Source organism: Paramicrobacterium chengjingii, assembly GCF_011751765.2.
Lineage (GTDB): Bacteria > Actinomycetota > Actinomycetes > Actinomycetales > Microbacteriaceae > Paramicrobacterium > Paramicrobacterium chengjingii.
On the sequence record NZ_CP061169.1, the window covers coordinates 2,037,762 to 2,058,076 of the forward strand.

Genomic DNA, 20,315 nt, shown 5'->3' on the forward strand with positions numbered 1-20,315 from the left:
GCCCTTTCAGAAAGCGGGCGGCACTCCGAGGTCTGTGAGGGTCTTACGCACGTGGTCGCTCGTCAGTGCCGTGGTCAGTGCCTTGATCTCGGGCGAGTCCTGGTTGTCCGGCCGAGCTGCCATTGTCACTTCGAACGCCTTGTCTTTCTCCACCATGAGCCCGTCATCTTCAGGCGTAAGCTCCAGCTGTCGTGCGAACGAAGGAAGGTTGAACACAGCATCCGCCTCGTCATATGCGGTGTTGAGCTGCATCAATCCCACCTCGGTGATGGTCACGTCGAGAGGATTCTCTGTGATGTCGTCCGTCTTCGCCGCGAAACGCTCAACGTTCGGGTCGAGGGTGATGACGCCAGCGTCGGCGAGCATTTGCAGGGCGCGCCCGGCGTTCGCTTTGTCGTTCGGTATCACCACGCTGCCGCCCTGTGGCAGATCCTCCAGGCTCGAGAGCGTCTTTGAGTAGAACGCAACGACGGTCTTGTAGACCGGCTGAATAGCCACGAGATCTGCATCGTTCTTGACGTTGAACTCCTGCATGAAGGAGGGGAACTGCACGAGGTTGGCGTCGATCTCCTTGTTCTTCAACAGAATATTCGGCTGTACGTAGTCGGAGACTGGAACCAGCTCGATCTCGTAGCCGTCTTCAATAACCTCGGCTGCCGCCTTGACAGCATCCGTCATCGGTGTGACTGTCGCCGCCACTTTGATGGTGACGGTATCTGCTTCGTCACCTCCCGCTGTCGCAGAGCTGCAACCAGCCGTGACGAGGAGCAGCGCTGCAAGTGCTGCGGTTGTGAGGGTACGCGTTTTCATGGGAGCCTTTCATCGGAAGTCAGCGTTTGTCGAGCGCGGCCGACACCTTCTCGCCCGCGAACTGCAGCAGCAGAACACACGCGATAACGATGACGATCGTCGAGTACATGAGCGCATAGTCGTACTCTTGGTATCCGTAGCGCAGTGCAAAGTCGCCGAGGCCGCCGCCGCCAACGATGCCCAGGACGGTGGAATACGAAATGAGGCTGATCGCGGCCGACGTCAGTGCGTAGACGAGTCCTGAACGAGCCTCGACGAGCAGAAAACTCACGACCGTCTGCGCCGAGCTCGCACCCATCGATCGAGCGGCATGAAGAATTCCGGGCGGAACCTCAAGAAGAATCTGCTCAACGAGCCGTGCGTAGAGGGCGACGCCGACAAAGCACAGCGGGAAGGTCGCGGCGCCCGTGCCGAATGTTGTTCCATACAGGAGGCGCGTGAGCGGAATGAGAAAAACGACAAACAGCAGAAAGGGAAAGGAACGAACGACGGTCACATACAGGTTGGCGACGGTCCAGAGCGGTCGCTTCTCCTGAGGCCCGCCCGGCCGTGTCAGGTAAATGAGCACTCCGAGCGGCAGCCCGAGAATCACAGCTGCTGCCAAAGAAAAGGCAAGCATGAAGCCTGTCTCGGCCACGGCAATCCCGATCTCGTCGACGTTGGCCGCGAGCGATTCAAACACCTCGTTCATGCCCCAAGCACCCTCCGTGCGTGTGCGAGGTAGCTGGTGTCTTCAGGCCGCTCTCGTGCGGAGGGTGCAACAGCAAGGATGCTCTTCAACGCGCCCTGCTCGAGAATGGCGGCGCGATCGCAGATTGCACCGACGGCGTCGAGCTCGTGCGTGACGAGCACGATCGTCGTGCCGAAGTCGCGTCGGGTGTCTGCGAGCAGATCGAGGATGTCCGCTGTCGTTCGCGTGTCGAGCGCGCTCGTCGGCTCATCGCACAGCAGCAGACCGGGACGCGTCACGAGAGCGCGGGCGATGGCCACCCGCTGTTTCTGCCCTCCAGACAGTTGTGCCGGGTACCGATCGGCGTGGTCACTGAGCCCGACATAGTCGAGCAACTCGGTGACGAGAGTGGGCTCGGATCGCCGCTGAAGTTTGAGAGGCAGGGCGATGTTTTGCCTGACCGTGCGGTTCGACAGCAGGTTGAATCCTTGAAACACCATCCCAATTCGGCGGCGAAGCTGACGCCGGGCGCGCCCGCTGAGCTCTTTCGGGTCTGTTCCCTCGATGAGTACACGTCCGGTCGTCGGGTGTTCAACGGCGTCGAGAATTCCGAGAAGCGTCGACTTGCCAGCACCAGACTCGCCGATCACGCCGATGATCTCGCCGCGCTCGATCGTCAGGTCGACATTGTCGAGTGCCTTCGTCGACCCGTAACTCACGGTGACAGCATCTAGCGCGGCGACGGGTGTTGCCTGCAGCATCCGTCGCCTCCGTTCTTCGTCATTCCAGCAAATACTGGGTCGCGTCCAAGTATACGAGGGTACCGGATGCCCCCCGGGCAATGCACTTCAATGAAAAGCCGGCTCGACCGCGCAATTCCGCCCGACGGCATCATGGCCCAATGGTGCGTCACTCGGATTAGTGTTGGTACATGGACTACACACCTGAAGCTGGCTCGATCACCATGTTCAGCACAACCTGGTGCGGCTATTGCAGCCGCCTCAAAACTCAGTTGCGAAGCGCAGGAATCGGCTACTCGGAGATCAACATCGAAGATGTCGAGGGAGCTGCAGCTCTCGTTGAAAAGCTGAACGACGGCAATCAAACAGTGCCGACGGTTCTCTACCCCGACGGCAGCGCTTCAACGAACCCGTCACTCGCTGACGTGCAGAAGACGCTCGCATCACTCGGCGCCCACTAATCAGCGACGAGGGTGGTGATCTGACTCTTTCGCCGGCACCTTGATCAAAAAGCCTGCGACAACGAGCGCGATCGGAACGACAAGGTGGGCGATCGCCCACCCGGTTCCGCCCATCGCGAACGGAAACACGGGGTTCCACGCGATCACAACCGGCACGACGATGACAAGCCAGTGGTAGGCCTTGGCCTGAACGGCGAAAACCCCCATCACCGCAACGAGAATCGCCACGGCGAACCTCACGATAATGAACCACTCATTGCCGAGCAACGCGGCCCCCGCCATCAGCGCCATTGCCGCCAGGATTGACGGCACAAGTGCCGGTCGGGTGAATGTGCGCTCGGGATAGCGGCCCTTCGGCGGAGCCATCAGGCCTCGAGCGCTTCTCGAAGCAGGTGAATGAGCGCAGTCAACTGCACGGCATCTTGAGAACCCGGCTCGGCGTCAACGCCGTCGAGTGCCCGCAACGCGAGCCCCTTCTTCGAATCGATGAGCTCCGCGATCTTCGTGTCAAGTGTGTGCGCGGCGATAATGCGCCATGCAGTGACGGGCTCTTCCTGCCCAATGCGGTGAACGCGGTCAATTGCCTGAGTCTGCTCCGCATCCGTCCACGAGAGTTCGGCGAGAACCACGTTGGATGCGGCCTGCAGATTGACACCCACACCGGCAGCCGTCAGAGAGCAGACGGCTATCGAAACGTTCGGGTCGTTATTGAACGCGTCGACGGCCTGTTGTCTCGCCGGGGCAGATTGGTCCCCACGCAGTGAGACCGTCGAGATTCCCTGCTGCTCGAACGCCTGCTCTGCGGCATCCATCACATCGATGTGCTTGGCGAAAAACACGACCTTGCCCACCGAGCGAGCAAGCTGACCCGCGTAGTCAGCGGCAAGTTGTGCCTTGGCCTTACCAATGCGCCGCACCATGGTGAACACGTTCTCTGTACCGCGCGCGCCCCGCGATTCCTCAAGCTCTGACTGCGCAACAAGCCGGATGACGTCGTCGTCAACGACGGACGTGTCATCTCCTCGCGCCGCGATGATTCGCCGGTAGCGAGCCATGAGTCGTTCAGCGAGCTCACGCTCGGCTGCGCGAATAGATCGTGCTTCGTCGTCATCGAGCTCGACGGGAAGGTCTGCGACACGCTTGGACGGCAGATCCTTGGCAACATCCATCTTGCGTCGACGCACGATTCCCATGCTGATGACTGCCTCACGCGCCTCCCGATAGAAACCATTGTCTGCGGGAGTGAGTCCGGTCGCGTCGAGTTTTGCCATGAGCTCTGCGGTCGGCTTACCGTCTTTCACCCAGCCGAGGAACTGCCAGATGGCGTTGAAGTCCTCGACGTCGTTGATGAGCGGTGTTCCCGTGAGGGCCATGAGCAAGGGGTCGCCCTCTGGCGCATTCTGGCGAATTCGGTTCGCGAGTGACAGCACGTGCTGCGAACGCTGCGAATGCAGGTTCTTGATGAAGTGCGCTTCATCAACGACCATTCCACGGAAGCCGAGCGTTCCGAGCCATGACAGGTGGCGATCGAGAACCGCATAGTTGACGACGAACACGTCGGCGAAAGCGTCGACATCACGGCCGTCTCCGTGGATCACTGTGACGCGACGCTGAGGAGTCCATTGCTCAACCTCACGTGCCCAGTTCATCTTGACGACGTTGGGAACGACGGCGAGCAGCGGGTATGCATCTGCGACCGATGCGGCGAGAAGCGACTGTGCTGTCTTTCCCAGCCCCGGTTCGTCGGCGAGCAAGAACGATCGGTGGCCGCCACGCACGCTCTCAACAAAGCGAGCCTGGTGTCGCATGATCTCGAGCCCTTTGGGTGCTAGCCGGTCGAGCTTCGGCGCCTCGGGCAGCTCCATTGTGGCGGATCCTCCGCCCGCTCCGGCTTCGAATGCCTTGTATAGGGGGCCCATGAGCTCCCAGCCGTCAAGACGACGACGCACGCTGTCTGAATCTCGCGCACCACTGAAGTTGGGTGCGAGGAACGGACTGGATCGAAGTCTCGACTTCACCGACTGCGGAAGAACCTGCTTCTCGGCCAGCTCTGCGGGAACCGTGGGCTCCACAGTGGGCCGCTCGACCGTGATGATGAGTTCATCCGGCGACAATTCCTTGCCCGACTCAATCAACCAGTCGCGTCTCATTCGCTGAGCGACGGGGCTCGTCGCTTGGTCGACCTCGAGCAGACTAATCAGCGAGGTGTCACGCGCTGCGGTCTTAGCGAGAATCGTGGCGACGCCATCGAGACGCTTGAGCAGCTCGGCTCGCGCAGAATCGCTGAGTGATTCTTCAGACTTCACTCGCGCGCGTTCCTCCCGCACAAGAAAGGCGATCACCTGAAACTTCGTGCGGTTCGTCGGGCCCACTTTGCCCTTTTGCGCCTTCGCCTCGACCTCGCGTACCTTGCGGGCGAGTATGGGGATGATGGGGGCGTCGTCATCGTGGCGTGCGGCGGTTCGTGATGAACCTCGGCCGGATGCACGGCGTTGACCGTTGTGCGGCATGCTCCTCCTGAGCAGTCGAAATGCCGGTGCGTGACCGGCGTCGAGCAGTGCTTGCCATACGACTGGGACGGGACGGCGACGGTCTTCCTGCCAATCGACGCGCACGGCAAGTGCATTGCCATTCTACGACACGTCGAACGGTGTTCCGAAGCCGTGTCGGCATATGACAATACGCTGACAGAGACATTATGCACCGAGGAGGTCCATGAACGCCAGAATGCACGCGAAATGGATGCTGTGGGTCGGCGTGGGGCTGATCGCCGTGAGCGTCATCGGCTCGGTGATTCTTCAACCACTGACCATGGCGGCCGGTCAGGAGCAGTCAGCGCTGGCTGTGCTATTTCGACTCAGCACTCTACTGACATGGATGCTCACCTGCGGGTGTGCGTTTCTTGCCGTCTCATTTCCGACGCGGGCGCTTGATGGCCGCCAGATCAGTGTGCGTCATCGTCGGCCGTTGGCGACGATTCTGCTTCTCATCGGAATCGGATGCGTGGTCGTCGGACTCATTGGCGATCGTGTCGTAGCCGGTGTGAATGATGTGATGATGATGTCGAATACGGGTCAGGATCTTCTCTTTACCGTGGGGACAGTGTTTCGTCCTCTCCTCACGCAAGCACTCCCGTTCTTCGGGACCATGTTGATTCCCGCGTCGTTCCTGCAGCGCATGATTGAGCAGGATTCTGCGTCCAGCAAGAAGATTTTCAGCGGCAGCGCACCTGAATGAGTGGTGAAGCGACTGTGACGACGAATCAGAGCATGCTTTTCGTATGCCAGACAGTCTTCGTCTCGGTGAATGCGGTAATGCGGTCGAGGTTCGGTGCCACGTCGTTCTGAGGTGCCAGAACACGCTTGAGCGTGTCCGCGGCGCTGATCTGAAGTCCAATCCAGTCAAGGTGCTCGGCACCGGCAAGGTCGAGGGCATTCACATCCGCGTGGCTGGCGAGCCAGGGGGCGATCTCGCCCGGCATCCCCGTGAGGATGTTGACGACGCCGGCGGGAACATCGCTTGTCGCGAGCACTTCGGCGAGTGAGATGGCGGAGAGCGGAAACTGTTCGCTTGCCACCACGACAACGGTGTTTCCAGTGACGAGGGCCGGTGCGACCACGCTCACGAGTCCGAGCAACGAAGAGTCCTGGGGTGCGACCACAGCGACCACTCCTGTGGGCTCAGGAACCGACAGATTGAAGAACGGTCCAGACACCGGGTTCGCATTGCCTGACACCTGAGTGTATTTATCTGCCCACCCGGCGTACCACACCCAGCGATCTATGGCTTCGTCAACCTGCTTCTCGGCACTCGTGCGCGAAACATTCTCTCCGCGCTGGATCTCGTCGATAAACTGACCGCGCCGCCCCTCAAGCAGTTCGGCAATGCGGTACAGCACCTGTCCCCGGTTGTACGCCGTTGCCCCAGACCAGCCCGGAACGGCGGCCCGCGCAGCCTTCACTGCATCACGGGCATCCTTTCGCGAAGCCTGTGCCGCGTTAGCGAGAAAATCGCCCTTCGCTGAGACGATCTCGAATGTGCGCCCGGATTCCGACCGTGGGAATGCGCCGCCGATGAAAAGCTTGTAGGTCTTCGGCACCGTGAGCCTGCTCATTTCCGGTTCTCCTTCGTTGACGAACGCTTCGTCCCGGCGCTCGACTTCGTGTCGCTGGTCACTGCGGCCCGCTCCGATGCCGAGGCAAGGTACGCAGTAAGCCCGTGGCGCCCGCCTTCACGCCCATAGCCCGATTCTTTGTACCCGCCAAACGGACTTGACGGGTCGAACCTGTTGAAGGTGTTCGCCCAGATGACCCCAGCGCGCAGTTTGTCGGCGACGGCAAGAATCCGACTGCCTTTGTCTGTCCAGATACCGGCAGACAGCCCGTATGGTGTGTTGTTTGCCTTGGCTATTGCCTCAGCCGGAGTGCGGAAGGTCAGCACGGAGAGCACCGGTCCGAAGATCTCCTCACGAGCGATACGGTGCGATGTCGAAACCCCGGTGAAGATCGTCGGTGCGAACCAATAGCCGCTCGACGGCAGCTCGCACGGTGCGCTCCACCGTTCGGCACCCTCGGCCTCCCCTGCTTGTGTCAGCTCCATGATGCGCGCGAGCTGTTCCGCCGAGTTGATGGCGCCGATGTCTGTGTTCTTATCGAGAGGATCTCCCAATCGCAGCGTCGACAGTCGGTTCTTAAGTCGATCGATGACCTCGTCATGAATGCTCTCTTGTACGAGCAGTCGAGATCCGGCACAGCAGACATGCCCCTGGTTGAAGAAGATCCCGTTGACGATTCCTTCGATCGCTTGATCAATGGGTGCATCGTCGAACACGATATTCGCTGCTTTGCCCCCGAGCTCGAGCGTGAGCTTCTTGCCCGTTCCCGCCACCGATTTCGCGATCGCACGACCGACGCCTGTCGACCCGGTAAATGCTACCTTGTTGACCTCGGGATGCTGAACAAGAGCTTCACCCGTCGAGCCCGCACCGGTGATGATGTTGACCACGCCCGCGGGCAGGCCGGCCTGCTGCACAATCTCTGCGAAGAGCAACGCGGTCAGCGGCGTCGTCTCCGCGGGCTTGAGCACGACGGTGTTGCCGGCGGCAAGCGCTGGGGCAATCTTCCACGACAGCATCAGCAGCGGGAAATTCCACGGGATCACCTGACCGGCGACACCGAGAGAGTGTGGGTTCGCGCCGAGTCCCGCGTAGTCGAGCTTGTCTGCCCAACCGGCGTAGTAGAAGAACCACGCGGCAACGAGCGGAACGTCGACATCGCGGCTCTCCTTGATCGGCTTGCCGTTGTCGAGACTCTCGGCGACAGCAAGCTCACGCGCACGCTCCTGAACGAGACGGGCAATTCGGAAAAGGTACTTGCCGCGGTCGGCACCCGACATCTTCGACCAGACTCGATCGTAGGCCGTGCGCGCGGCCATGACCGCCCTGTCGACGTCAGATGAATCAGCGGTCTGTACCGTCGCAATCTTTCGCTCGTCTGCGGGAGAGATCGTCTGGAACGCGTTTCCAGATCCCTCGACGAACTCACCGCCGATGAACAGGCCGTACTCGTCTTTCAGGTTCAAAATCGCTGTCGACTCGGGCGCCGGGGCATATTCGAGGAAGCTCATTCTGTTCTCGCCTTTCCGAGTCAGTCGATTGTGACGTAGTCGGGGCCGGAGTAATGGCCCGTTGCCAACTTCTGCCGCTGCAGAAGCATGTCGTTTAGGAGGCTGGATGCGCCAAAACGGAAAAGCTCTGGCGTCAGCCAGTCCTCACCGCAGGTTTCGGCAACCGTCACAATGAATTTGATGGCGTCTTTCGACGTGCGAATTCCGCCGGCCGGTTTCACGCCGACGCGCTCCCCCGTCAGGCGATGCCAGTCACGAACGACCTCAAGCATCAGCAGCGTCACGGGCAGCGTCGCTGCGGGTGACACTTTGCCCGTAGAGGTCTTGATGAAGTCGGCTCCCGCAAGGATGGCCAGCCATGACGCGCGGCGAACGTTATCGTACGTGTTCAGCTCGCCGGTCTCGAGTATCACCTTGAGGTGCGCAAAGCTGCCATCGTCTCGACGGCACGCCCGTTTGACAGCGACAATCTCGTCGAAGACCTGCGCATATCGTCCACTCAGAAATGCCCCACGGTCGATAACCATGTCAATCTCATCGGCGCCCGCGGCAACCGCATCCGCCGTATCGGCGAGCTTCACGCGAAGCGATGCACGACCAGAGGGGAATGCCGTAGCGACCGCCGCGACAGAAATTTCAGAGTGAGCAGTGCCGAGGGCGTCGATCGCGACGGGAACCATGTCCCCGTACACGCAGACTGCCGCGGGCCGTGGACACCCGGGATCCGTCGAATCCGGCGTCATGGCCTTGCCGACAAGTGAACGTACTTTGCCTGGCGTGTCCGCGCCCTCCAGCGTGGTCAGGTCGATCATCGAGATGATCGTGTCAATAGCCCGCGCCTTCGACTCCTTCTTGATCGAACGGGCCCCCAATGCAGAGGCACGCTGCTCGAGTCCGACGGCGTCCACGCCGGGAATGCCGTCAAGATATCGGCGAAGGCCCTCATCGGTGACGGGCCCGTCGAAGAGCTCGAGCGCCCGTGTTCGCGGGGCGATCGCGGAATCGTCAGTCATTGCTGTCCTTGTCATGTCGAGGTTCATCGCTTGTGTCGCTGAGGAGGTCGACAGCCGTCGCTTCGTCGGTCACCAGCGCTGTGCACAGGCCGCCCTGCACAATGGCGCGTGTCACTGCGTGCTTCGATTCACCGGAGACCACGAGAATTGCTGTGTCCGCGTTGCGAAGCGACGTCAGCCCGAGTCCCAGCGTTCGGTGATCGAGAGCCGGGTCGACGATCATGCCTTCGGCGTTGATGTAGCGACCCCAGACGTCGCCGACGGCACCACGGCGCACGAGCTCGTCCATCTCGCCTGTGTGGAGGTATCCGCTCTGGATGTGTGCGGAACTGTGATCCGCTGGACCTGCGCTGAAGAGATATGCCGTCGCCTCGGCCGCTTGGTCCAGCACTCCCGCGACCGTGCGGTCGTTCTCAATGCTGACCTTCGTCTCGACGCGCTCAAGGATGGCTGGACTCGGCAGCAGCGTTGCTTCGCCCGATGCTTTGCGCGCGATCTCCACAGCCGTCGCGGCCGCCGTTCCGGCGCGCTGGTTCACGCTTACGCCGCCGTTCACTTGCACGACATTAACTCCGATGGCCCACTGCTCGTTCAGCACCGAGGCGACATCGTGCAACGTGCGCCCCCAGCTGATGCCGAGAGTACGCGGAACCGGGCGAAGCGCGGCGAGGTAGTCTGCCGCGCCCTGAGCGACGCGCTCACGCAGCTCGCTTTCGCTACGCGCGCCGGCAACGGGCACGACGACAGCATCCGTCAGCCCATGCTGAGTGCGCAGCTGACGCTCGAGCGAGAGCTTGCGGGCACGCGGGTGCACGATTTCGATGCGAATGTAGCCGTTCTCGCGCGCTGAGGCGAGCAGCCTCCCGACCTTCCACCGTGTGAGACCGAGAATGGCTCCCACTTCGTCTTGGGTCTTGTCTTCGTCGTAGTACAACTCTGCCGCACGAATCGAGAGGAGCTCGTCGTCAGCGGTATCAATACGGGGCATAGCGGTCTCCTCTCGCCTTCAGCGTAGACAGCCCCACTGCTCACATCAACACTCGTAGCCCATTCTGCTCATATGAGCAGAATGGGAGCTGATGCTGCGCGTTCGCTGTCAGCTCGAGAGTTCGTCGTCGATCATGCGTCTTGCACCGATCACCCGCCCCGCCCACAGCGTCGGAAGGGCTACGCACCCGAGCACGATAAGCGGTGCCGTCCATCCTCCGGTGATCTCATGCAGCATTCCGATAAACAGGGGAAATGCAGAGGCAATGACGTACCCGCAGCCCTGAACGAAGCCGCTGACCGCAATCACTGTCTTGTGCGTGCGCGAACGCAGGTTGATCAGGGTGAGCGCCAGCGGGAAAAGAAGGGGGCCTGAGCCCAGCATCGCGACCCAAAGCCACGGCACGGTGTGCGGTGCCACAAGCAGACCGATGACACCACCAAGAATGAAGGCCGCTCCGCACCAGACAAGAAACACGGGGCGCCGCACGCGCGTCACGAGCAGTGGCATGAGCACCGCCGCCGGCAGCCCGAAGAACCCGAAGAGGCTGAGGAGCAGGCCGCCCGTCGCCGGGGTGACATCAGCGATATCGGTGAGAATCTGCGGAAGCCAGGCAAACGACGTGTACGCGACAGACGATGACGCGGCGAACGTCACAGTCAGAGCCCATACAGTGCGCGACCGCGACACGCGCTTGACGGCTCGATCGCGCAGCTCGGCGATGCCGGGGTCGTTGCGCACGGAGCGACGATTGAGCACGCTCTGAGCTACCCACGGCACGAGGGCGAGCAGGGCAAGCAGTCCCCAGATGCCAATCGAGAATTGCCACGAAACGGCACGGGCCATAGGCACAGCGACAAGCGGCGGCACAAACGTCGATATTGACATGACCGTCGCATAGACCGCCGTCAGTTGCCCGATTCGGTCAGAGAAGTACTTTTTGACGATGGCAGGCAAGAGCACATTTCCTGCGCCAATTGCCGCAAAGCACAGGATGCTTCCGAGAAGAAGTGACCCGAAGCTCCACGCAATGCCGCGAAGCAGATGCCCGGCCAGCATGACGATGAGAGAACCGACAAGCAATTCTTCGAGGGCGAAGCGTCGAGCCAGCGACGGCGTGATCAGCCCAAAGACGGCAAAGCACAGCGGCGGGAGCATCCCGAGTAGCCCGAGGCCGAATCCGCCTCCATGCAGTTCTGCGTCGATGAAGTCGTAGACCGGAGACAGCGCGGCAACGGCAGTGCGGAGGTTGACGGCCACCAGAATGAGTCCTAAAACCGCGAGACTTCGCCCTGCCCACAGTTTTCGACGCTCTCCCGACACCGAATCAGCTTACTCTGGAGATATGACGCGGACAGATACGGACGACGCCGTCGGACGAGCACTCGCCGTTGTGAGAGACGGCGTGGCCACACTGAGCCAGGACCAGTGGGAAGCACCGTCGCTGTGCGAGGGTTGGAGTGTCAAGGATGCCGTCGCTCACCTTGTATGGCGTGTGTCGGCGTCGTCTCGCGAGATGCTTGACGACATCGCTCGCGCGAGCTTCACGAGCAGGCAACTCAATCCCTCCCGCGCTATGGCAGAGATCGCGAGATCGATAGCGCAAAAGCGAACGACCGCTGAGCTCATCGACGACCTCACCCTCATCTCCCGTCGTATCAGCACCGGCGATCAGCGCGGCTCTTCGCCTCGACTGCTCGAGACGATCGTGCACGGGTATGACGCCGCGCACCCGGTCGGGCTGCGACTGCGCTTCGACAATGACGCAACATTCACTGTGGCCACTCTCGCGCGCCGCACAGCCTCGCGAAGCGTGCGGACTCTGCTGCGGCACCGAGTGCTTGCGGCATCCGATGCCGGCTGGACGATTGGTCGAGGTGAGCAGCAGATCGACGGAACAGCGGAGAGCATCATTCTCTACCTCACCGGGCGGCGCTCCATCGATCCGTCGACGCGCCCCGTGCGCATCATCGCTCCAGTGCAGCCAGGGTCGCCATCGCCCGGATTCGCCTGATCAGACGAGAATAGATCGGGCACGGGCAACGTCATCGCCCATCTGGGCGATGAGCGGCTCGATGCCGTCGAACGCGATCATTCCGCGAATGCGCTCGACGAACTCCACGTCGACGACAAGACCGTAGAGATCGCGATCCTGATCGAGGAGGTGAGCCTCCACCTGCTTCTGGGCGACACCATCAAAGGTGGGGTTGTTTCCGACCGACACGGCTGCAGTGTGCCAGTCGCCATTCACAAGCATCCGACCGGCGTAGACGCCATCATCGGGAATCAGGCCCTGAACGTCAGGCGACAGGTTAGCCGTCGGAAACCCGAGTTCACGACCGCGCTTTGCACCGTGTACGACAAGCCCACGAACGGAATGCGGGCGGCCGAGCAGTGCCGCTGCAGTGTCGACGTCGCCCGCTGCGAGGAGCTCGCGCACCCAGGTCGACGACACGCGACGATCCCCGAGGGGAGCGACGTCAGGAATGCTCAGCACCTCAAAACCACGAGCGGGACCCATCTCGCGAAGCAACGCAACGTTGCCTCTGCCTTTGTGCCCAAAACGAAAATCGTCGCCGACGAAGACAGCCTCGGCATGCAGCGCTCCGACGATCAGCTCCGTCACGAACTCCTCAGCGGGCTGAGCCGAACGTTCGGCGTCGAAGCGCAGAACAAGACAGGCGTCCACGCCGGTCTCCGAAAGCAGATCAAGCTTCTGCTCAAGGCTGACCAGCGGGTCTGGGCAGACCTGCGGAGCAACGACCGAGAGCGGATTGCGGTCAAACGTGACCACAACACTTGCAAGACCTCGCTCATGAGCGATTCCTTGCAGCTGCGACACGATGGCTCGATGGCCAGCGTGCACACCATCGAACTTGCCGATCGTCACGGCACTCGGACCAAAGTCGACGGGAACCTCATCGAGACTGTGAAAAATGATCATCGTGCGTCCTCCCTGGCCGACTGCGACCGCAGCCAGATCATGCCGAGCACGGGCAGAATGAGCGGAATGAAAAGGTAGCCGCGGCCGTAGACGCTCCACACGGTGTCGTGCGGAAACCACGCGGCTTCAATGAGACTGAGCGTACCGATCACCAGCACCCCGACAAGCTCAAACGTGATCGTCGCCCACGCAATCTGATGCCAGATCTTCGCCCGTTTCACCAGTGCAACGGTGGCGACGATATAGACAACTGCCGAAAGCGCCGACAGTGCATACGCTAGCGGTGCTTCGTCGAACTTTGACACGATCTGAACGAAAGAGCGCCCCGTCGCTGCCAGGGCGAGAATGGCGTAGATCGCTACGAGAGCGCGACCGACGCCGGGCATGGGCGTGCGTTGCGCGCCACGCGTGAGGCTCGAAGGAGAGGGAGACATAACCACACGATTCTACCCGCGGATCAGGCGCCCCAAATCTGCTGCATGCGATACACCATAATGCCGACGGTCAGGCATCCGGCCCCGAGGATCACCGTCGCCCACCGTGACCGGTCGACGAGCGCCCAGAATACGGCGGCCGGCGGCACAAGCAGCACACTCACTTGATACGTGTAGAACTCAAGAAGGCTCCCCGACGCATCGTTACCCACTGACGGTGCGATGATCGCCGTGACCAGCTGAGCGATCAGCAACAGTTCGACGAGCAACAGAGCCCCCATCGTCAGATCGTTGGGAACACGGCCGGCCAGGCCCAGCGCAATGCACATCAGCGCGGCGACGCCGGCAACTGCCACTTGAACCAGAGTGAATCCGATGATCATCGGATGCCGTGCTCATCGTCGGGAAAGTTCACAAGGCTCCGAACGACGCCATCGCGCAGTTCGACGAGCCCGATAAGCCGGTCCTGCTCCGTCAGCGCCGCAATGGGGCCATCCACGAGAGGCAGATCTCGCGGGTCGATGCGCTGCCCGTGCCCGAGTGCCCGTGCCCGTTCATCGTCGAGAATGGCGACGGGGAAGAGCGTGCGCGCGACGTGCGCTGGGGCAATTATCGAGTCCGCAACGACGAGACCGTCAAGTTCGCTTGCATCGGCAACCGTGAACGGTCCTATTCGCGCACGCCTGAGGTGAGTGAGATGCCCGCCGACGCCGAGGGATGAGCCGATGTCACGTGCGAGCGCCCGAATGTATGTTCCGCTGGAGCATGCGACACGCACGTCGATATCAATGTTTCCCATCGACCGATGTACGCCCTCGAGCTGGAAGTTCGAGATGGTGACAGTACGTGACTTCAGCTCAACGGTCTCGCCCGCCCGCGCACGGGCATATGCCCGCTTCCCGTCGACTTTGATGGCACTCACGGTTGACGGAATCTGCTCGATCTCGCCGGTCAACGCCGCGATTTCCCTCGTGATCGCGCCGTCATCAATGGCAGCGATGCTGGCAGGCTCTGCTGGTGCCGAAAGCTCCCCTTCTGCATCGTCGGTAGAACTCGACTGCCCGAGTCGTATTGTTGCGCTGTATTCCTTATCGCACCCGACGACGTAGGTGAGCAACCGCGTTGACGAACCGATCCCGAGAATGAGCAGACCTGTCGCCATCGGGTCGAGAGTTCCCGCGTGACCGACCTTGCGTGTTCCCGCGAGTCGTCTCGTGCGCGCGACAACATCGTGACTCGTGTGCGCTGGCGGTTTGTCAATGAGCAGCAGGCCGCTTGATGTCGCTGCCATCAATCGGCCCCGCCCTCGCCAATTCGCGAAAATCTGAGCGGCGAAAACAGGATGCGCACAGACCAATTGCGGGCTGGTGTCATGCTTTCAAGCCTACCCGCTTAGGCTGGAGCGGTGATGCAGCATCCCCTCGCCTCAGCCGTCAACGCGTGGTACCGAGAGAACGCGCGCGACCTTCCGTGGCGACGCGATGGCTTCAGCGCGTGGGGCGTGCTGGTCAGTGAGTTCATGCTGCAGCAGACCCCGGTGGCCCGTGTGATCCCATATCTTGAACGGTGGCTCGAGAGATGGCCGTCGCCGCGGGACCTCGCAGCGGTTCCCGCCGGTGAGGCGGTACGGGAGTGGGCGAACCTCGGCTATCCGCGAAGAGCGCTGTGGCTGCATCGGGCAGCCGAACAGATCACGGAGGTGCACGGCGGCGTTGTTCCACGCGATGTTGAGTCTCTGCTGGCGCTGAAAGGAGTCGGAGACTACACGGCACGGGCCGTCGCAGTCTTCGCGTACGGGGACCGACATCCCGTCGTCGACACGAACACCCGCCGGGTGATCGCGCGTGCGGTTCACGGGATGGGCGAGCCCGCTCCCCCATCCGCCCCACGCGATCTCGGAGATATGGAGGCGCTGCTGTCCGATGACGACATCGAGGCACGCACGTTCAACGCTGCCGCTATGGAGCTCGGCGCTATCGTGTGCCTCGCCAGATCGCCGCGCTGCGCGGAGTGCCCGGTGCGTGGCCTCTGCCGGTGGGTCGCCGCGGGCGCACCCGCGTACGCCGGGCCGCGCAAGTCCATCCAAAAGCGGTATGAGGGAAGCGATCGTCACGTGCGCGGCCTCATCATGGCCGAGTTGCGGGCCGCCGACATTCCGGTCACCGCGCAGGAGATCACGCGACTCTGGCCGGATGCCGCGCAACGCGACCGTGCTCTCGCCGGACTCGTCGCAGACGGTCTTGCCGTCGAGACCGGTTCAGGTTACGTCCTGCCCTGATCGGTCAGGCGCAGGGCTCATATGAGGGAGCATCGCCCGCTGTCACGGAGATCTGCCAGATGGTGTCGCCTCCGCGGGTCGCCGTGAAGATGATGCCTCCCCCGTCGTCGGCAGGCACGTAATACATCACGCGGTCTGGCACCCCGGTGTCATCAAGCTCACGTGCATCCGGATACGTGGCTCGCATGTCATCGACCGATGCGCCCAGGCCGATACCCTTGTCTGTTTCCGGTCCGCCTGGGATGTCTTCGACAGTGTCTGCCGGTGCCGACACCGAGATTTCAGCGAGCGTGCTCTCCGGATCGTGCTCTGACGCCATTACCCACATGGTCGCGTCCGGGGCGTCGGAAACCGTGACCTGCGCGACTCCCTCGCAGAGTTCGCTGACGTCAGCACCGGGCGCTGTCAGCGCATCTGCATACCGCATTCCGATCTCGAACGGGCCGATTCCGGTCTCCGTGATAGCCCATGCCTCGGGGGTCGGCGTCGACTCCTCGGGAGACGAAGTCTCCGTCTGGGTCATGCTATCCGTCGATTCAGGGCCCGGGTCGGGCTGCTCCGGCAATGTGCCGCTGCACGCGCTGAGCCCCAGCACCAGCACGGCGGATGCTGCGAGGCCCAGAACTGGACCTGCACGCCTCATTCGTGTGCTCATGATGCCCCCATCCACCGTGCGGCCATTCTAAGTGGCTGCCCAGAGGCAGATGGCGAATCGTTATGCAGTCGCCAGCAGACGTTCAGGCCCGCTCGGCGTCCTCATCATCGTCACGAGGTTTGATGTACGGGTCTTCATCACCGGCATACGACGAGGATGCCGCGAGGTCAGCCACCTGCGTGTCGCGTTGCTTTGCCTCGTTGAGCAAATCTTCGATGTGCTTCGCATTCTCTGGGATCGCGTCGGCAATGAACTCAAGGCTCGGCGTGATGCGCGCGGTGATGTTGCGCCCGACTTCGCTGCGTAGCATCCCTTTCGCCGACTCTAATGCCTTCGCACTGTCAGATCGCTCATCATCTGTTCCGTACACGGTGAAGAAGATGCTCGCGTGCTGCAGGTCTCCCGTCACCCGGACATCGGTGATTGTGACGAAGCCGAGTCGCGGATCACGAAGACCCTTTTCGAGCCGTGTGGCAATGATCTGTTTGATCCGGTCGGCCATGCGACGTGCCCGTGGGTTCTCACCCATGGTGTTCTCCTTGTGTTCTGAAGCGTCGCGGCCCGGCCGGACAACGTCCGTACCGGGCCGCGACGCTCGATCATATCGATTAGGTGCGAGGCTTCTCGACCAGCTCTGTGGTCTCGATCTCGTCACCGATCTGAATGTCGTTGTACTTGCCGAGCCCGATGCCGGCCTCGAAGTCCGTACGTACCTCAGTGACATCATCCTTGAATCGGCGAAGCGACTCGATGGCCAGTCCGTCTGCACGAACGACGCCTTCGCGAATAATGCGCGCCTTGGCATTTCGGGTGATTGTTCCCGAACGCACGATGACACCGGCGATGTTGCCGAATTTGGACGAGCGGAACACTTCGCGAATCTCGGCGACACCCGACTGAACCTCTTCGTACTCCGGCTTGAGGAGTCCCTTGAGGCTCGACTCGACGTCTTCGAGCGCGTTGTAGATAACCGAGTAGAACCGGATGTCCACACCTTCGCGAGCCGCGCGGTCGCGCGCCTTCGCATCGGGACGCACGTTGAATCCGAGGATGATCGCGTTGTCGATCGTCGCCAGGTTGACGTCGGATTCCGTAACGGCTCCGACACCGCGGTGGATGATGCGCAGCTGAACGCTCTCGTCCACCTCGATCTTGAGAAGCGACTCTTCAAGTGCCTCGACGGCACCGGAGACGTCACCCTTGATGATGAGGTTGAGCGACTCGACCTTGCCCTCCTGAAGAGCGCGGGTGAAGTCTTCGAGGCTGATACGCTTGCGCGCCTTCGCCAGCTGGGCGTTACGCTCAGCAGCTTCACGCTTCTCAGCGATCTGGCGTGCCGTGCGGTCTTCCTCTGTGACGAGGAAGGTGTCGCCTGCACGCGGAACCGTTGAGAGTCCCTGCACCTGAACCGGACGTGATGGACCGGCCTCGTCGAGGTTTGATCCTGTCTCGTCGATCATCGCGCGCACGCGGCCATAGGCGGTGCCTGCCACAATGGCGTCTCCGATGTGCAGCGTTCCCGACTGGATGAGCACAGTCGCGACTGAACCACGGCCTTTGTCGAGCTTTGCCTCGATGGCAACGCCGCGCGCGATCTTGTTGGGGTTCGCGCGAAGCTCAAGCCCGGCGTCAGCCGTGAGGAGCACAGCATCGAGAAGCTCCTGGATGCCGATGCTGTTGCGGGCCGACACGTCGACGAACATGACGTCGCCGCCGTATTCCTCAGCGACAAGACCGTACTCGGTGAGCTGTTGGCGGACCTTTTGCGGGTTCGCCTCTTCCTTATCGATCTTGTTCACTGCGACGACGATGGGCACATTCGCTGCTTGAGCGTGGTTCAACGCCTCAATCGTCTGCGGCATGATTCCATCGTCAGCCGCGACGACGAGGATCGCAATATCGGTGACCTGGGCACCACGAGCACGCATGGCGGTGAATGCCTCGTGTCCTGGCGTATCGATGAACGTAATTGCACGGTCGACGCCCTCGTGTTCGGTGCGCACCTGGTACGCGCCGATGTGCTGGGTGATTCCTCCGGCCTCGCCCTCTACGACGTTTGCATGGCGCATCGCGTCGAGAAGTCGGGTCTTACCGTGGTCGACGTGACCCATAACGGTGACTACGGGCGGACGAGGCATCAGATCCTCATCATCTTCCGCCTCGAGCTCACCGTCGAGGTCGATGTCGAAGCCTTCGAGAAGCTCACGATCCTCGTCTTCAGGCGACACCATCTGAATCTTGTATCCGAGTTCTTCACCGAGCACCTCGAACGTCGCCTCATCGAGCGACTCGGTGGCCGTTGCCATCTCGCCAAGGTGGAACAGCACTGTGACGAGATCTCCCGGGCTTGCATCGATCTTGTCAGCGAAGTCAGCAATCGAGGCACCGCGACGCAGGCGAAGAATTGTGTTGCCATCTCCGCGAGGAACATTCACGCCACCGATCGACGGCGCCTGCCTCATTTCAAATTCTTGCCTCTTCGCCCGCTTCGACTTACGGGACTTCGCGCGACCTCCACCACGGCCGAACGCACCGGCAGTGCCTCCGCCGCGGCCACGACCGCCGCCTGGGCGTCCGCCGAAGCCGCCGGTCGGGCGCTGAAAGCCGCCTGCGCCGGGGCCACCGCCTGGGCGCTGGAAACCACCGCCGCCTGCACCGGGGCGCTGGGCACCCGGACGCGGGGCGCCGCCGCCGGCGCCGCCCGGCCGACCACGGCCTCCACCGGCGGGGCGCGCAGCACCCGGACGGGGAGCGCCGGGTCTCGGAGCCTGAGGGCGAGGCGGACGGGGGATGTTCGCGGGAGTCGGGCGCTGGCCCATTCCCTGAGCACTGGAATACGGGTTGTTGCCGGGGCGCGGAGCACCTTGCGGACGCTGGCCCATTCCCTGGGCGCTCGAGTATGGGTTGTTGCCCGGACGCGGAGCGCCCTCGGAGCGAGCCTGGTTCGGTTTGGGCGCGGGTGCTGGGCGAGGGGCAGGTGAGGCGTCACCGCTCTCGCCTGGCGTCGACGGTGCTGTCGCTTCGCCGTCGCTCGTCCCTTCCGGTGCTGAGTCGGGTGCCGTCTCCGTCTTCGGCGTCTGAGGCGCCTTCGGTGCGGGCTTGCCCGGCTTTGCCTGTGACGACGCCGGCTTGCCGGAGTCTTTTTTCTCGTCGGACGCGGGCTTCGCCCCGTCAGCCTCAAGCGCCGCACGCAGTTTGCGCGCGACCGGAGGCTCAATGCTCGACGAAGGTCCCTTGACGAATTCGCCCAATTCCTTGAGCTTCGCGAGGGCAACCTTGCTGTCTACCGAGAACTCAGATGCGATCTCGTGTACGCGTGGTTTTGCAGCCACTTCTCTCCTGTCTGGGTCTGCCCAGACAGGGCAGACCGTTAGTTACGGACGGGTCTCATTTCGAGCCGCTCATTAGTTGTCCATTAGCCATTCAGCCTGTTCTCTAGTGTTTGCGTGTTCAGTACCGAGTTCACGCGAAGTGCTCGCCCAAGGGCTCGTCTCTTCACTGCTCGTTTGCAACACACATTTGTCGGATGCAGCCACGCACCTCTGCCGGGGAGTGACGCTGTCTCATCGACAACGACCTCGGAATCCCGGGCAACGACCCTCAGCAAAGAAGACCGTTCGGCGCGCATTCGGCATCCGATGCACGTTCTCACGGGCTCCATCTTACACTCCCCGCGCTGTGACCCGACCAGCAGCGA

22 protein-coding genes are annotated in these 20,315 nt (G+C 62.0%); 4 read left to right on the forward strand and 18 right to left on the reverse strand.

Annotated features, from left to right (window positions below; all coding sequences use genetic code 11):
* Window positions 1-6: 6 nt before the first annotated feature.
* The 3 genes from HCR76_RS09935 to HCR76_RS09945 are packed head-to-tail and all read right to left on the reverse strand — an operon-like array spanning window position 7 to window position 2,241.
* Window positions 7-810 (reverse strand): MetQ/NlpA family ABC transporter substrate-binding protein, encoded by an 804-nt coding sequence (locus tag HCR76_RS09935; RefSeq protein ID WP_166992743.1) that lies wholly within the window; start codon window positions 808-810, stop codon window positions 7-9.
* 19 nt (window positions 811-829) lie between these two features.
* A complete protein-coding gene (locus HCR76_RS09940) occupies window positions 830-1,501 on the reverse strand; it encodes a methionine ABC transporter permease (RefSeq protein WP_166992740.1) in 672 nt (223 codons plus the stop codon).
* Window positions 1,498-2,241: a methionine ABC transporter ATP-binding protein gene (locus tag HCR76_RS09945; protein WP_166992737.1), complete on the reverse strand. Its 744-nt coding sequence runs from the start codon at window positions 2,239-2,241 to the stop codon at window positions 1,498-1,500. The genes HCR76_RS09940 and HCR76_RS09945 overlap by 4 nt, the downstream gene beginning before the upstream one ends.
* A 170-nt stretch (window positions 2,242-2,411) precedes the next feature.
* Between HCR76_RS09945 and HCR76_RS09950 the strand changes: the two genes are divergently transcribed.
* A complete protein-coding gene (locus HCR76_RS09950) occupies window positions 2,412-2,681 on the forward strand; it encodes a mycoredoxin (RefSeq protein WP_166992734.1) in 270 nt (89 codons plus the stop codon).
* Here HCR76_RS09950 and HCR76_RS09955 read toward each other — a convergent pair whose 3' ends face one another.
* The gene (locus HCR76_RS09955; protein ID WP_166992731.1) at window positions 2,682-3,047 is read right to left on the reverse strand and encodes a DUF6804 family protein; all 366 of its coding nucleotides are present in this window, start codon (window positions 3,045-3,047) and stop codon (window positions 2,682-2,684) included.
* Window positions 3,047-5,191: a DEAD/DEAH box helicase gene (locus HCR76_RS09960; RefSeq protein ID WP_166992728.1), complete on the reverse strand. Its 2,145-nt coding sequence runs from the start codon at window positions 5,189-5,191 to the stop codon at window positions 3,047-3,049. Before HCR76_RS09960 ends, HCR76_RS09955 begins: the two co-directional genes overlap by 1 nt.
* Window positions 5,192-5,396: 205 nt before the next feature.
* On the opposite strand from HCR76_RS09960, the gene HCR76_RS09965 reads away from it, so the two are divergent.
* On the forward strand, window positions 5,397-5,918 hold the full coding sequence (locus HCR76_RS09965) for a hypothetical protein (protein WP_166992725.1): 522 nt from the start codon (window positions 5,397-5,399) through the stop codon (window positions 5,916-5,918).
* 25 nt (window positions 5,919-5,943) lie between these two features.
* On the opposite strand, the gene HCR76_RS09970 is transcribed toward HCR76_RS09965, so the two are convergent.
* From HCR76_RS09970 to HCR76_RS09990, 5 genes are all read right to left on the reverse strand, one after another.
* Window positions 5,944-6,795: an aldehyde dehydrogenase family protein gene (locus HCR76_RS09970; protein WP_166992722.1), complete on the reverse strand. Its 852-nt coding sequence runs from the start codon at window positions 6,793-6,795 to the stop codon at window positions 5,944-5,946.
* Complete coding sequence (locus HCR76_RS09975; protein ID WP_166992719.1) at window positions 6,792-8,306, reverse strand: aldehyde dehydrogenase family protein; 1,515 nt, start codon at window positions 8,304-8,306, stop codon at window positions 6,792-6,794. The genes HCR76_RS09970 and HCR76_RS09975 overlap by 4 nt, the downstream gene beginning before the upstream one ends.
* A 20-nt stretch (window positions 8,307-8,326) precedes the next feature.
* A complete protein-coding gene (gene deoC / locus HCR76_RS09980; RefSeq protein WP_166992716.1) occupies window positions 8,327-9,319 on the reverse strand; it encodes a deoxyribose-phosphate aldolase in 993 nt (330 codons plus the stop codon).
* The gene (locus HCR76_RS09985; protein ID WP_198248033.1) at window positions 9,312-10,307 is read right to left on the reverse strand and encodes a sugar-binding transcriptional regulator; all 996 of its coding nucleotides are present in this window, start codon (window positions 10,305-10,307) and stop codon (window positions 9,312-9,314) included. The genes deoC and HCR76_RS09985 overlap by 8 nt, the downstream gene beginning before the upstream one ends.
* Window positions 10,308-10,415: 108 nt before the next feature.
* On the reverse strand, window positions 10,416-11,630 hold the full coding sequence (locus HCR76_RS09990) for an MFS transporter (protein WP_166992713.1): 1,215 nt from the start codon (window positions 11,628-11,630) through the stop codon (window positions 10,416-10,418).
* Window positions 11,631-11,652: 22 nt separating this feature from the next.
* Here HCR76_RS09990 and HCR76_RS09995 point away from each other — a divergent pair, with 22 nt between their 5' ends.
* Window positions 11,653-12,321 (forward strand): maleylpyruvate isomerase family mycothiol-dependent enzyme, encoded by a 669-nt coding sequence (locus tag HCR76_RS09995; protein ID WP_166992710.1) that lies wholly within the window; start codon window positions 11,653-11,655, stop codon window positions 12,319-12,321.
* On the opposite strand, the gene HCR76_RS10000 is transcribed toward HCR76_RS09995, so the two are convergent.
* The 4 genes from HCR76_RS10000 to truB are packed head-to-tail and all read right to left on the reverse strand — an operon-like array spanning window position 12,322 to window position 14,976.
* Complete coding sequence (locus HCR76_RS10000; RefSeq protein WP_166992707.1) at window positions 12,322-13,251, reverse strand: bifunctional riboflavin kinase/FAD synthetase; 930 nt, start codon at window positions 13,249-13,251, stop codon at window positions 12,322-12,324.
* A complete protein-coding gene (locus HCR76_RS10005; RefSeq protein WP_166992704.1) occupies window positions 13,248-13,685 on the reverse strand; it encodes a hypothetical protein in 438 nt (145 codons plus the stop codon). The genes HCR76_RS10000 and HCR76_RS10005 overlap by 4 nt, the downstream gene beginning before the upstream one ends.
* A gap of 23 nt (window positions 13,686-13,708) precedes the next feature.
* Window positions 13,709-14,068, reverse strand: coding sequence for a hypothetical protein (locus HCR76_RS10010; RefSeq protein WP_166992701.1), 360 nt, complete (start codon window positions 14,066-14,068; stop codon window positions 13,709-13,711).
* Complete coding sequence (gene truB, locus HCR76_RS10015) at window positions 14,065-14,976, reverse strand: tRNA pseudouridine(55) synthase TruB (protein ID WP_166992698.1); 912 nt, start codon at window positions 14,974-14,976, stop codon at window positions 14,065-14,067. The genes HCR76_RS10010 and truB overlap by 4 nt, the downstream gene beginning before the upstream one ends.
* A gap of 117 nt (window positions 14,977-15,093) precedes the next feature.
* On the opposite strand from truB, the gene HCR76_RS10020 reads away from it, so the two are divergent.
* Complete coding sequence (locus HCR76_RS10020) at window positions 15,094-15,963, forward strand: A/G-specific adenine glycosylase (protein ID WP_166992960.1); 870 nt, start codon at window positions 15,094-15,096, stop codon at window positions 15,961-15,963.
* 4 nt (window positions 15,964-15,967) lie between these two features.
* On the opposite strand, the gene HCR76_RS10025 is transcribed toward HCR76_RS10020, so the two are convergent.
* From HCR76_RS10025 to HCR76_RS10040, 4 genes are all read right to left on the reverse strand, one after another.
* Window positions 15,968-16,618 carry a hypothetical protein gene (locus tag HCR76_RS10025; protein ID WP_166992695.1) on the reverse strand — a complete coding sequence of 217 codons (651 nt, stop codon included), beginning with the start codon at window positions 16,616-16,618 and terminating at the stop codon, window positions 15,968-15,970.
* A gap of 82 nt (window positions 16,619-16,700) precedes the next feature.
* A complete protein-coding gene (gene rbfA / locus HCR76_RS10030; RefSeq protein ID WP_166992692.1) occupies window positions 16,701-17,147 on the reverse strand; it encodes a 30S ribosome-binding factor RbfA in 447 nt (148 codons plus the stop codon).
* 79 nt (window positions 17,148-17,226) lie between these two features.
* Window positions 17,227-19,950: a translation initiation factor IF-2 gene (gene infB / locus HCR76_RS10035; protein WP_166992590.1), complete on the reverse strand. Its 2,724-nt coding sequence runs from the start codon at window positions 19,948-19,950 to the stop codon at window positions 17,227-17,229.
* 83 nt (window positions 19,951-20,033) lie between these two features.
* Window positions 20,034-20,279 (reverse strand): YlxR family protein, encoded by a 246-nt coding sequence (locus HCR76_RS10040; protein ID WP_166992587.1) that lies wholly within the window; start codon window positions 20,277-20,279, stop codon window positions 20,034-20,036.
* Between the last annotated feature and the right edge of the window lie 36 nt (window positions 20,280-20,315).